Annotated in this window: 14 protein-coding genes and 1 pseudogene; 6 read left to right on the top strand and 9 right to left on the bottom strand. The window is 62.6% G+C overall.

Translation table 11 applies throughout. The features are described 5' to 3' along the window. The 3 genes and pseudogenes from D460_RS36595 to D460_RS0129660 form a co-directional block, all read left to right on the top strand. Window positions 1-283 (top strand): annotated as a pseudogene (locus tag D460_RS36595) (IS481 family transposase); the annotation flags it as partial. A gap of 243 nt (window positions 284-526) precedes the next feature. After that, entirely contained in the window at window positions 527-1,174 is a 648-nt protein-coding gene (locus D460_RS0129665; protein WP_018902250.1) for a hypothetical protein, read from the top strand. A 40-nt stretch (window positions 1,175-1,214) separates the two neighbouring features. Next, complete coding sequence (locus tag D460_RS0129660; protein WP_018902249.1) at window positions 1,215-1,487, top strand: DUF982 domain-containing protein; 273 nt, start codon at window positions 1,215-1,217, stop codon at window positions 1,485-1,487. 11 nt (window positions 1,488-1,498) lie between these two features. On the opposite strand, the gene D460_RS0129655 is transcribed toward D460_RS0129660, so the two are convergent. Then, complete coding sequence (locus tag D460_RS0129655) at window positions 1,499-1,972, bottom strand: cupin domain-containing protein (RefSeq protein WP_018902248.1); 474 nt, start codon at window positions 1,970-1,972, stop codon at window positions 1,499-1,501. Window positions 1,973-2,191: 219 nt separating this feature from the next. Between D460_RS0129655 and D460_RS0129650 the strand changes: the two genes are divergently transcribed. Both D460_RS0129650 and D460_RS0129645 read left to right on the top strand, forming a co-directional pair. Further along, complete coding sequence (locus tag D460_RS0129650; protein WP_018902247.1) at window positions 2,192-2,380, top strand: hypothetical protein; 189 nt, start codon at window positions 2,192-2,194, stop codon at window positions 2,378-2,380. Window positions 2,381-2,454: 74 nt separating this feature from the next. Then, window positions 2,455-4,308, top strand: coding sequence for an ABC transporter ATP-binding protein (locus D460_RS0129645; RefSeq protein ID WP_018902246.1), 1,854 nt, complete (start codon window positions 2,455-2,457; stop codon window positions 4,306-4,308). A gap of 26 nt (window positions 4,309-4,334) precedes the next feature. Here the strand turns inward: D460_RS0129645 and D460_RS0129640 are convergent, their stop codons facing one another. The 5 genes from D460_RS0129640 to sufA all read right to left on the bottom strand — a co-directional run bounded on the left by D460_RS0129640 (window position 4,335) and on the right by sufA (window position 10,681). Continuing rightward, window positions 4,335-4,817: a GNAT family N-acetyltransferase gene (locus D460_RS0129640; protein WP_018902245.1), complete on the bottom strand. Its 483-nt coding sequence runs from the start codon at window positions 4,815-4,817 to the stop codon at window positions 4,335-4,337. Between the two features lie 17 nt (window positions 4,818-4,834). Next, a complete protein-coding gene (locus D460_RS0129635; RefSeq protein ID WP_081620007.1) occupies window positions 4,835-5,593 on the bottom strand; it encodes a VIT1/CCC1 transporter family protein in 759 nt (252 codons plus the stop codon). A gap of 407 nt (window positions 5,594-6,000) precedes the next feature. After that, window positions 6,001-8,355 carry a methyl-accepting chemotaxis protein gene (locus tag D460_RS0129630; protein ID WP_018902243.1) on the bottom strand — a complete coding sequence of 785 codons (2,355 nt, stop codon included), beginning with the start codon at window positions 8,353-8,355 and terminating at the stop codon, window positions 6,001-6,003. 1,150 nt (window positions 8,356-9,505) lie between these two features. Then, entirely contained in the window at window positions 9,506-10,126 is a 621-nt protein-coding gene (locus tag D460_RS0129625) for a LysE family transporter (protein ID WP_018902242.1), read from the bottom strand. Window positions 10,127-10,288: 162 nt separating this feature from the next. Beyond that, window positions 10,289-10,681 carry a Fe-S cluster assembly scaffold SufA gene (gene sufA, locus D460_RS0129620; RefSeq protein ID WP_018902241.1) on the bottom strand — a complete coding sequence of 131 codons (393 nt, stop codon included), beginning with the start codon at window positions 10,679-10,681 and terminating at the stop codon, window positions 10,289-10,291. 452 nt (window positions 10,682-11,133) lie between these two features. Here sufA and D460_RS0129610 point away from each other — a divergent pair, with 452 nt between their 5' ends. After that, entirely contained in the window at window positions 11,134-11,436 is a 303-nt protein-coding gene (locus D460_RS0129610) for an addiction module antidote protein (protein WP_026283693.1), read from the top strand. A gap of 19 nt (window positions 11,437-11,455) precedes the next feature. Here D460_RS0129610 and D460_RS0129605 read toward each other — a convergent pair whose 3' ends face one another. The 3 genes from D460_RS0129605 to D460_RS0129595 are packed head-to-tail and all read right to left on the bottom strand — an operon-like array spanning window position 11,456 to window position 12,447. Beyond that, window positions 11,456-11,743 (bottom strand): type II toxin-antitoxin system RelE/ParE family toxin, encoded by a 288-nt coding sequence (locus tag D460_RS0129605; protein WP_018902238.1) that lies wholly within the window; start codon window positions 11,741-11,743, stop codon window positions 11,456-11,458. Next, window positions 11,743-12,018, bottom strand: coding sequence for a hypothetical protein (locus D460_RS34145; protein ID WP_018902237.1), 276 nt, complete (start codon window positions 12,016-12,018; stop codon window positions 11,743-11,745). Before D460_RS34145 ends, D460_RS0129605 begins: the two co-directional genes overlap by 1 nt. Before the next feature lie 48 nt (window positions 12,019-12,066). Continuing rightward, a complete protein-coding gene (locus D460_RS0129595) occupies window positions 12,067-12,447 on the bottom strand; it encodes an SUF system Fe-S cluster assembly protein (protein ID WP_018902236.1) in 381 nt (126 codons plus the stop codon). Window positions 12,448-12,449 lie beyond the last annotated feature (2 nt).

The raw sequence follows: 12,449 nt of genomic DNA, 5'->3' as shown, positions 1-12,449 counted from the left end.
TCCCTTCGCCGAGACCTTTTCCCAAGCACCTGCCGGAACCCGTCTACGACAGCGGCGAGATCGTCCGTCGCATCAGCACGACCAAGGGCTACATCGTGTTCAAGGGGCAGGCCTGGCGCGTGCCCGGCGCCTTCAAGGGCGAATGCCTGGCCATCCGTCCGCTCGACCGCGACGGCCTATACGGCGTCTTCTTCGGCGCAACCAAGGTCGCCAAAATCGACCTCACGAACACGCCGTGAGTGTCAGGCATGTCTCCGAACACCTGTCAGGGATGTCTCCGGGCTTTACACTTGTCCCGAGGATCTGCCAACGCCCATCAAAACCGTTACGGTCATGGACAAAACCACCGCTGGCACCCACGCCAATTCATCCGCACCGTTGCATTCCGGGCAACGTGCTTAGATCCTCGGGACAAGCCCGAGGAAGACGCCGTGGGGATACTAACGGCCGGGAGACGTCGAACAAAGGGCCCACCCGCAACGGTCATGGACCAAAACGCCAACCGATAACAGGAAGCCAATACCCAATGCCCGACCTCGAAGGCTTCCACTACCGCACAGCGTCAACCACCGACACCCGCCCGTCGCTCCTCCTCCTGCATGGCAGCAGTCGTGACGAGACGGAACTCCCGCCGCTGGCAGAGACCGCCGCCCCCGGTTGGCCATACCTGTCGCTGCGCGGCCCGATCCCCTGGGAGAACGGCTACGCCTTCTTCCGCCGCAACCCCGACCGCACGCTCGATCAGGCCGATCTCGCGCTCCAGACCGAACGTCTCCGCATCTTCATCCAGGCGGCCATTAAGACCGGCCTGATCACCCGTCCGCCCGTCCTCTTCGGCTTCTCGAACGGCGCCATCATTGCTGCCGCCCTGATGAGCCACTATCCCGATGCAGCAGCCGGCGCCATCCTCATCCGCCCGCTCTCGCCCGATCCCGACGCGATCATCCCGACCATGCCCGCCAAGCCCGTCCTCATCCTCTCCGGCGACCGCGACGACCGCCGCTCCCCCGAGGACGCAGTCACAATCACCAGGCAATTCCAAGAAGCCGGCGCCGACGTCACCAGCCATTCGTCACCCACCGATCACTATCTCCACGACGACGAGCCCGCCATCATCGGCCAATGGCTGACATTCCGCTTCTTTCCGCTTGCCCACACCCTCCCGCGGCTTTAAGCAGGCCGCCACGCGACAACAGACAACAGGCGACCAGTCAATGGCAAAATCCGACGGCGATCTCACCCAGCAGCGCTGGCCTAAGCCCGTTATGCTGGCGCTCGAAGAACCCGGCCAGTATGTGACGATCGACACGACCCAGGCTGCTTCCTGGGCGATGATCGAGGACTGGCCGACGGAAGACGGACCCGCGCTCGACAAGGCGCTTCTCGTCTGCGCCGACGTCATCAAGGGCAAGCGCAGCAACGACGACGCCCGCAAGGCCTTCATCGCCGCTGCCATCGAAGCCGGCATCGATATCAAGAAGGACTGAGCTCGGCGGTCCTACTCAGCCGGCACCGTCAACGGCGGCCCGAGAAACTCCACGTCCCACTTTCCGGCGAAGACATTGAGCGCAGCCGTATCCGGCCGCCCGTTGCGCATCACATCGGCAAGCCCGAGGAAGAAGGCTCGAGCATCGAGCCCGGGCGCGATCAGGATATACTGCCGCGCCGGCTTGTCGGTGACGTTGACGAAGGCATGCGCCGCACCACCCGGCACGGTCACGACATCGCCCTCCTCAGCGTAGAACTGCACGCCATCCACCTCGAACAGATACCGGCCCTCCATCACCCGGAAGACTTCGGTCTCCTTGTGCCGATGGCGCGGCGGCCCGAATCCGGGGGCGTTCACCGTGTCGATGAAACAGAACGCGCCGTCCGTCGTGGACGGATCGACCCGCACGCCGAGCTCCAGCCCGATCGCCGGTATCTTGATGACCTCTTCGGTCGATTTGGAATGAGACGTCTGGATGGCCATTACAGATTATCCTCGGGCGAATTGAGACATGTGGCGGAGCAGATTGCAGCTGGAAGGCCTACCAAGCCGCCGCCCGCGCCGCCAGCCTCCACAGCAAAAACATGCACGCACCGCGCGCCAAGCGCCATGCTGCAAACGCTTGATACCCGCTGAGATTGCTCTAATCTTTCCTCTATCCGCATGTTCACGGCGCCGTTAATACCGCCGAGGGAGCACCGCATGTCGCCTGTCATCCGCATGATCGCCCAGGAAACAGCGCTTTCCGCCCTGATATCCGCCGTCGCCGTCATCGGCCTGCCGAAGCTCTTCGACGCCGCCGCGCCGGTCAATTATCCGCTGGCAATCGGCGTCTTCGCACTGATGTCGCTCGCCTTTGCCGCCTACGAACTCCTCGTGCGTCGCCGTTAGTCACCACCTGAAGACATGTCAACCACCGGGACTGTTCGAGTGAGCCCGTCATCCCCCAACAGACCCGAGAGCCGATGTCGATTTCAGATGTGATCTACCGCCCCTTCGAGCGCCTGATCCGGCCGCTCGACATCCCCTACCGGCCACTGCCGTCAAAGGGACCGGTCGCCGTCCTCCTGCACTTCATCATGATGTTCCGAGGCGTGCTGGTCGCGCTGGCGCTCTCATCCATGGCCATCGAGGCGATGAACCTCACCATGGTCTGGGGCCTGTCCGTCATCGTCGACGGCGTAACCCAGAAGGGCGCGGCGCCATTTCTGCACGACGAATGGCCGTTCCTGACCTTCCTCGGGCTGCTTATCTTCCCGGCCATGCCGATCGCCTCCTTTCTGGTCAACACGCTGACCTCGCACACGCTCGGCGTCGGCATGCCCGCCGCCATCCAGTGGCAGGGTCACAAGGCGGTGGAGCGGCAGGACCTCGCCTTCTTCCACGATCTCTATGCCGGCCAGGTCGCCTCGCGGCTGCAGCAGGTGTCGTCTGCCGTGCAGCAGCAGATCATCGCGGCATTCCAGTCGATCCCGCGTTTCCTGCTTCAGATGGTTGGCTCGGTGGTGTTGCTCAGCGCACTCTCCTGGCAGCTTGCCCTGCCCGCCGCCATCTGGATGGCGCTCAACGTCGCGCTCGCGGTCAAGATGGCGCCCGTCTTCACCGAGCGGTCGCGCAGCACCGCCAAGCAGCGCAGCCTGGTCGCCGGCGCCATCACCGATCTCTACACCAACATGCAGATGATCAAGCAGTTCGCCGCCGAAGACAGCGAGGCCGGCGCCATCCGCCGCGTCATCGGCAAATCGGTCAGCACCCAGCACAGCGAGCAGCGCATATACCGCACCTCCGAGCTCATCGTCGTGGCGCTGAACATGCTGCTCTGGCTGGCGATGGTCTCGATCGGCTTCACCGGTCTCGTGCATCAGTTCCTGACTATCGGCGAGTTCGTCGGCGCCATCTACGTGCTCCACCGCCTCTCCGGCCACACCTTCACCTTCCTGCAGATGGGCCAGCAGATCTTCCAGGCGATCGGCACGATCAAGGACGCCATGCCCGTCATGACGACCCCACCCACCATCACCGACCGCGAAGGCGCCGTCGATCTCTCCGTCGCCACAGGCGAAATCCGCTTCGATGACGTGAGTTTCGCCTACAAGACCGGCAAGTCAGTCATCGAAAACCTCCATCTCACCGTCAGTCCCGGCGAAAAAGTCGGCCTCGTCGGCCTCTCGGGCGCCGGCAAGACGACGCTGGTGAGCCTGCTGCTGCGCTTCTACGACATCAGCTCGGGCACTATCCGCATCGATGGCCAGGATATCCGCGACATCACCCAGGCAAGCCTGCGCCGCAACATCGGCGTCATCGCGCAGGACGTGGCGATGCTGCACCGCTCGGTCGGCGACAACATCCGCTACGGCCGGCCGGAGGCAGCGCGCGCCGAGATCGAGGAGGCGGCGGAGACCGCGAGCGCCGACGCCTTCATCGCCGAATTGCGCGACGCGGACGGCCGCAAGGGCTACGACGCCTATGTCGGCGACCGCGGCATCAAGCTCTCCGGCGGCCAGCGGCAGCGCGTGGCAATCGCCCGCGTGCTGTTGAAGGACGCGCCGATCCTCGTTCTCGACGAAGCGACCTCGGCGCTCGACAGCCAATCCGAAGCCGCCATCCAGGAAAAGCTCGATCTGGTGATGCGCGGCAAGACGGTGATCGCCATCGCTCACCGCCTCTCCACCATCGCCATGATGGACCGCATCGTCGTGCTCGATCAGGGCCGCATCGTCGAACAAGGCACTCCGGCGGAACTGGCGGAGAGCGACGGCCTTTTCGCCCGCCTATGGAAACGCCAGACCGGCGGCTTCATCCCCGAGGAGATCGGCTAGATCGCTCCCCACTCACGCCACAAGGATCAATCGCCATCCCGCAGCGCCACGTATTCCGGAAAAGCCGCAGCGCCCTGGCTCAGCGCCTTCGCCATCAGGATACCGTCGTCGAAGAAGCCGTATCGAGTGTAGAATCGTTTTGCATCCAGGTTGGAAAGAACCGCCGCGATCCGAAACAGCGCACATGCTTCACGTTCGCCCTCGGCCTCGATCCAGGTCATCAACCGCGCGCCGACCCCCATGCCGCGAACATCCGCATCGACCACGACATGGTCGGCCTCGACATATTTGCCGCACCAGAGCTGCGTGCCGATCCAGAAGCCGGCCACACCGACCATCCGGTCATCCATATAGGCGGCAATGCAGCGATAATTGCCCTGCGCGCACATGGCCGAAAGCCGCGCCCGAAACGACACCTCGTCGAGCGTGTGAACCTGCCGAAACAGAGGATAGATCGCCACGATCTCCTCAAGCCCGAAAAGTTCGCCTATCTCGATGTCCGAAGCCACAACACTTTCTCCCACTGTCACCCACCCAGCGCCACGGCAATGCCGACCATCACAAGCCCAAGGCACGTCATGGTCACCCCCGCATAAAGCGGCCGCCCGCCGGAAAAGCGCGCCCAGGCATAGCCGGTGAAAAACAGTAGCCCAATCAGCAGCAGATTGCTCACCCTCAGCGCGCGGTCGGCATCACCGATCACAAAGAACGGGATCACCGCAGGAATAGCCGTGGCCGCGACCAGAAAGAATACCGCCACCGCCGCACGCAGATCGCTTCCCGTCAACGAAACCCTCGACGGCTCGGAGCGGACAGCAAGCGCCAGCAGTGACCGATAGAGCGCCTCCGCATCGGCATCATCGACGGCAAGCGCCGTCCCCTCCGTCGGAAACTCATTACGAATGACAGCAAGTGCCGTGGTCTCATCCCTTGCGCTCCTGATCTGCCGGAACAGATGCAACCGCCTGCTCCTGAAAAACGTCGTGCCCAATATGCGCAAGACCGCATCGATAATGCCCCAGGCGACATTGCATCCAAGCGTGGAGATGATCAGACCACGAACATCGAGCCCCTCCTCCCGCATCACCAGCCGCGACCCCACCGTCCAGGTCAGCGCCATGATCAGCCCGAAGAGCACTTCGGCAAGCGCGTCGCCGGGATCGAGATCGTCGAAGATGGATAAGATCGTCTTGAGCGCCACGGCATCGTTCCAACCGGCAACCTCCACCCGTCGCCCTGCCGGAATGCGACGGCGCACTATGGTCGAAATGAGCGATCTCTTCATTGAGTGGGATCAAGGAACGAGCCCGAAGGATGATGGTCGAGAGCGGGAACAGCGCTCGCAACCTATTGAAGTGGCCAAGCTTTCCTCTTGCTCGGCGTCATCCTCGGCCTTTGTGCCGAGGATCTAAGCACGTCTCCAGGAATGCAACGGTCATGGATCATCCACAGCAGCCAAAATCCATGCACGTACAGCCCAGACCACCCCTCGGCAGATCCTCAGGACGAGCCCGAGGATGACGTTGAGACTGTGGATTATGACCTTAAATCAACACGTTAATGATTTTCAATCCCCCCACGATGCTCGCCGCCTCGGCTGCCCATCGCGTCTCCTCGCCCTTCCAGCATAAAACGCAAAACGCCCGAACCAAAGGTCCGGGCGCCCACTTATTCAGCCTGAGAAGCCGTTCCTCAGAACTCTTCCCACTCGTTGTTGGCAACCGCTGCGTTGCCGTGGCTGGCATACGCGGGAGCTGCAGCGCGCGGAGCCCGCGTCGGGGCAGGCGCAGCTGCCCGTGGCGGGGCGGCCGGTTCCTGCATGCGGCGGGCGACGTCGCGCAGTTGCGCGGTGCGGCCGCCGAGCTGGAAGGCGCCGATCAGCGTGCTGAGGTTGGTACTTTCCTGCGCCAGGCCGGCGCCCGCCGCATTCATCTCCTCGACCATCGCGGCGTTCTTCTGCGTTGCCTGGTCCATGTGGTTGACGGCGGTGTTGACCTCGCCGAGACCGACCGACTGCTCCTGTGCGGCGGTGGCGATCGCATCCATATGCGCGTTGACGTGCTGCACCAGCTGCTCGATCGCCGTCAGCCCCTCGCCTGTTTCGTTGACCAACCGCACACCCTCGGAGACGGCGACGGCGGAGTTGCCGATCAGGCCCTTGATCTCCTTGGCGGCGTTTGCAGAACGCTGCGCCAGTTCGCGCACTTCCTGGGCAACCACCGCAAAACCCTTGCCGGCTTCACCAGCGCGTGCCGCCTCGACGCCCGCGTTCAGCGCGAGAAGGTTGGTCTGGAAAGCGATCTCGTCGATCACGCCGATGATCTTGCTGATCTGCTGCGCGGAATCCTCGATCCGGCGCATGGCTTCGACGGCATTGCGCACGACCGAGCCGGAGTGCTCGGCGCGGCTGCGGGTTTCGCGCACAGCGTCGCGCGCCTCGCCGGTCCGCTTGGAGGTGGCGACGACGTTCGAGGTGATCTCCTCGAGCGCGGCGGCCGTTTCCTCCAGCGAGGCTGCCTGCTGTTCGGTGCGCTTGGCCAGATCGTCGGACGCGCCGGAGATCTCGCTGCTGCCGTTACGCACCATGTCGACCGCGCTGCCGACGCCGACAAGCGCCTGGCGAAGCTGGATCACCGAGGTGTTGAAGTCGTGGCGGAGCGCTTCGAACTGCGGCGCGAACGCCGTGTTGAGCTCGCAGGTCATGTCGCCTGCGGCCAGCAGCTTCAGGCCCGAGGCAAGCGCGCCGGTTGCCTGGTTGAGGCGGATTTCGGCCTCTTCCTCGGCGCGGCGCTGCACTTCGACGCGCTCGCGCTCGGACTGCTGGCGATTGACCTCGGCTTCGGCTTCCAGCTCGTTGTTGCGGATGGCGGCCAGACGGAACACTTCGACCGAGCGGGCCATGTTGCCGATCTCGTCGCCGCGCTCGGCGTAGGGCACCAGGATGTTGGTGTGGCCGTCGGAGAGAACGCTCATCGCCGTCGTCAGCCGTCCGATCGGACGAACGACGCGGAAGACGACGATCACGAAGGCCGCAACTGTCACTGCGATCGTGGCAACCAGCATCAGGCTGTAGAAGATGAGCGTGGCAAGGGCGGACTGGCGCGTTGCTTCGGCCTTGGCGGCCAGGCTGTCCATCGCCAGCGAAGCGACATTGCCGATCGTGCCGAGTGCCGTCGTCGCTTCCGTGCGCCACTGGTCGATTCCCATCGTCGACGGACGGCCATTGGTGAGGTCGGCGACGATGCCGGCGCGCTTTTCAGCGAACGAGCCGGAGAAGTAGCTGGAATCAGCCGTCGCGACCGCGCTCTTGATCGCATCGGGAACGGAAGGGTGATCGGCCAGGATCTTGGTGGATGCCCAGGCAAAAGCGATGCGCACGTCACCGGCGACAAGCTCGGAGGCTTCCTTGGGCGTCAGCGCGCGGTTGCCGGAGATCGCGCCGTTGACAGCAACCGTCGCCGAACCGCCGGCGGCGCGCGCCGACCATGCGAAATAGCGCAGCTGCACAAGATCCATCAGCGAATTGTCGAGCGTGCGGATCACCGCTTCCGTGGCGGCCGACGTCGTCTCGAGCTTGGCAAGGAATTCGTTGCCGAACGAAAGCACGCGAGGCGCAAGCGACGCGTCGCGCTGATCGACAGGCTTTGCAAGCTCGGCATCGATCGACGAGCGCAGCGAAACCAAAGAGGCATAGCCGGAATTGAGATCTGCAAGCACAGCATTGAGCGTGTCGGCGCTCAGCCCGGACGAAATGGTCTTGACCTCGGCCAGCGCCCCATCGACGATCGCACGCTGCTTGCGCACGCTCTCCATGCTGCCCGCGGCATCGGCGGCGGAAAGCGTAAGCGCGGTCGCGCTGTCGCCTCGCTCGCTGCGGAAGGCCAGAAGCGCCTGGAACAGCGCCTTGTCGAGCTGCGCATTGGCGGCGACCTGGCCGTTATTGGCATAGGTGGCCTGGGACGTCAGAAGCTTGCTGGTAACCAGGGCAGTGAGCCCGGCTGAAATAACAAGAACGACAGCAATCAAAACATTACGGATCGAAAACAATTCAGCCTCCAATGAGCGAAGTATCGATCGTCGATATCCCGTTTGGACGGTTAAATTTGAACTAACTTTTAGTATTCGGATTCACCTGCAAGAAACCACAGGATGAATGCTTTAAAGCAACATTGAATATGGAAAACGGAAAGAAATGGAGCAGACCGCCGGCTGCATCACATAATGATTAGTATGATAATACACTCCAATACTATGACGAATGGCCGCCACACTTCAAACGTCGTCTTCCGGCCGGCGCCCCATTGGCGATGGCATCTCTCCTGAATCTGGCCGATCCCGCGCAAAGCATGCGAAGACCAACGAATGCGAGCGGTCGCCGGGACGGTGCACGCGGTGATGAAAACGAGCGCGGCCGCAACGAAATCAGCGACTTGGTCGCTTTTTCATCCCCGCGCTTTTGGCCTGCGCCACACTTACCCCGTCCCGTCTTCGGATACACCGGTTGCGTTGCCGGCGAGGCGGGACCGGCGCTTTCGGGAAGCCCCTGACGCAGGGTGAAACGAAGGGCGTCGCGGATTGGTCCCGCCAGTGAAGAGCTGGTGTGCGGGTGCATAGGTCGGTTCGCCGATACCACGCGCCTATGCACATAAGGGACGGCGACTGGCCGACCGTTGAGCCCGAAAGGGTTTTGCGGAACGGCGCCGGGGTGCCGCGGGCGACAGGTCCGTGGAGGCCCACCCGGCGTCGATCAAGACGGCCCTTCGGGATGCCCGGGGAGCGAAAGCCTCAAGAACAAGAACAATCCCGCGAGCATATCTCTGAAAAGATGCCGATCACCCGGTAAAGGAACCACGACACGATAGCAGACCGCCGAACGGGGCGCCGGAAGGTGTCAATAAAACTAAACTACTTACGAGGCAGCTTTTGGCGCCCCGTCCGATCAGATGCCATATCAGCCGGGGGTAATGCCCGCCGGGGGTAGAGGCATGTCTTTTATGGGTGGGAGTTTTGAAAGTGGCTAACGTCAGCGCCAGCGGCCCCCTCATCCGGCTGCCGCCACCTTCTCCCCGAGGGGGAGAAGAGACTCGTGGCAAGCCGCTCGCGCCGACCTCCCTTCTCCCCAACGGGGAGAAGGTGCCCGAAGGGCGGATGAGGGGGCCACCGGCACAACGCCAGCCACCTCTAATCCACAAACCCCTCACCCAAGCAACGTATATGCCGCCGAACCGAGCGCCACGATACCGAACACAATCAGAAGCCAGCTCGTGGCCCGCATGACCTTGGTCGTGAAATTCTCCGACAACCGCTCGCGCGCCAGGCTGACCGCGCCGCTCAAGCAAAACCACCAGGCGAGCGAACCGGCAAACACGCCACCGACGATCGCAACCGAGCTGAAGCGCCTCGTCTCGTCGAGCAGGCCGAAACCGGCGAAAAGCGTTCCGAAGGAAAGGATCGTCGCCGGATTGGAAATGGTGAGCAGAAAGGTCGCGACCGTGGTGGCGAGCAGCCCTCCTGCCCTGATCTCGGCCGCCTCGACCGGATCATGCGTCAGCCCGCGCCAGCCGAGAAACAAGAGCAGCAATCCGCCGCCGATCGCCAAAGGCAAGGTCGCCATCGACATGGTCTCGGCGAAGACGGCAATCCCCGTCACCGCCACCAGCGCATAGCTGGCGTCCCCGATCGCCGTGCCGAAGCCGCAGGAAAAGCCCGCGAGAAAGCCGCGCTCCAGCGTGCGGTTGATGCACAGCATGCCGATAGGCCCAAGCGGCGCGGTAATGATGACACCCAGCACGGCGCCCTTGAGAAACAGCAGAAGCATGGCATGCGGTCTTAAACACTCTGGCGCGCACCGCAACGAAAAAAGCCGCCGAAACCGGCGGCCTGTGACGAAATGCTCAAGACAAAATGCCCGTGAGACAAAGCCGATATAAAATACCGGCAGAGATTGAATGGCGGCAATGAGCGACCGCATTCGCCCTGTTTACCGCGCCGGCACCACGGCATCGCCACGCGCGGCAAGAGCGGCCAGATCGGCAGGCTTGAGCTCGACCGATTCGCCACAGCCGCAAGCAGACGTCTGGTTCGGATTGGTGAAGGTGAAGCCAGAGCGCAGCGTCGTCTGCTCGAAGCCCATCTCGGTGCCGAGCAGATAGAGAACCGCCGAAGGTTCGATCCACACACTCGCACCATCGCGCACGATCAGGTCGTCCTTGGCGTTGGGTTCGGTGACGAGGTCGATGGTGTACTCCATCCCCGCACAGCCGCCCTTCTTGATCCCGACGCGAATTCCCTTCGCCTCCGGTCCCGAATTCTCAACGATCGCCTTCACCCGCGAAGCCGCGGTGTCGGTCATGCTCATGACTGCAAAGCCCATAGGCCCATTCTCCTTCCGCAACCGGGGTCAAGGTCCGGTGCTTGTGCTCATCAATTTAAGCGGCGATGATCAATGCTTCAATATCGAATGCCGAGATCATTGCAATTCCATGCCTTTTCATCGATCGATGTACTCTGCAGGATACATTTTTCATGCTAACTGTGTTGCGAACGGCGACTTTCGCCAAATGGCTGTCACGGCTGAAAGATCGCCGCGCCGTCGCACGGATCGCGTCCCGCCTGTTACGGGTCGAAACCCGGCACCTTGGTGACATCAAGGCGATCGGTGAAGGCGTCAGCGAATTGCGCGTCGACTACGGTCCGGGGCTATCGAATCTACGTCACGATGGCTGGCTCGACGCTGATCGTGCTGCTCTGCGGTGGCGACAAGTCGACGCAAGCCCGCGATATCATCGAGGCGAAACGCCTCGCCCGGGAATGGAAGGACTAATGATGACAATCGAAACCCAGCCCTTCGATGCGGCCGAATTTCTCGACAGCGACGAAGCGATCGAGGAATTCATTGTCGCCGCCTTCGAAACCCAGGACCCGGCCTTCATTGCCAAGAGCCTCGGCGTTGTCGCCCGGGCCCGCAACATGAGCGAACTGGCACGCGAGATCGGCATGAGCCGCGCAGCGCTCTACAAGGCGCTGAGCGGCCAAGGCAACCCAGAATTCGCCACGATCATGAAGGTGATGAAAGCGCTCGGCATTGGCCTTGCGCCCGTCATGCCCGACGGCAGATCGGCGGCCTGAGCCTCAACACCAGCCGACTTCACCGCATCTGCTTCGGCCAATCGCGGGCAGCATGGATGACGCGAAGTATCACCACGTCGCTATCCCGCACTCTATAGACCACCACGTAATTTCCACGTGGTACGAAGCGAATGCTATACTTGTCCGTCGCATATGGAGCACCCGAATGCGGATGAGTTGCCAGGAGTTCGAACAGTTCCGTCATGCCGGCCTGCCAAGTCAGCGCGGCGTGAGGATTGTGTTGTCCGATATAGGACACGATCGCGCGGATATCGGCTCTTGCCTTGGGCTGAAGGCGATAGCTCATCAGTCCTTGAGCCCGAATTCTTTCTCGAATTCCGCGCGTATCTCACGCATCGCCTCGGGCCCATCGATCGGGTCCCCGCTGGCTTCCCCTTCTTCGATCAGCCGCTCGAATTCCTCGGGCGTGTAACCATGGACCAGCCGGTCGGAGTGCCACTGATCGAGCGCGGTTAACACGACATCAGCTGTCGAACCGAACCGGCCGGAGCGGACAGCTGCATCAACGGCATCCGCCATCTCAGGCGTCAACTCAATGCTGATCGTCTCAAGGCGGCCCATCGCGTGCACCTCATTGCCAGGAAGCACCATGCTAGTCGAAACGGCCGATCAATACCAGCCGACAGCCACCTGCGCCTCTTCCGACATACGATCAGGCGTCCACGGCGGATCGAAGGTCATCGCCACCTCGACGCCCGAGACGCCCTCGACGGAACCGACGGCGTTTTCGACCCAGCCGGGCATCTCGCCGGCAACAGGGCAGCCGGGGGCCGTCAGCGTCATCATGATCTTGACCATGCGGTCGTCCTCGATGTCGATCTTGTAGATCAGCCCGAGTTCGAAGATGTCGGCGGGAATTTCGGGGTCGTAGACCGTCTTCAGCGCCATGATGACGTCGTCGCTGAGGCGCGCCAGTTCATCTTCTGGAATGCTGGAATGCACGATGCCTTCGCGCACGTCGATCTTCTGTTCGCTGTCGTCGAGGCTCATGT

Origin of the sequence: Rhizobium sp. 2MFCol3.1, from assembly GCF_000377565.1 — a bacterium.
Lineage (GTDB): Bacteria > Pseudomonadota > Alphaproteobacteria > Rhizobiales > Rhizobiaceae > Rhizobium.
This window is presented reverse-complemented; position numbering and strand designations above follow the sequence as displayed.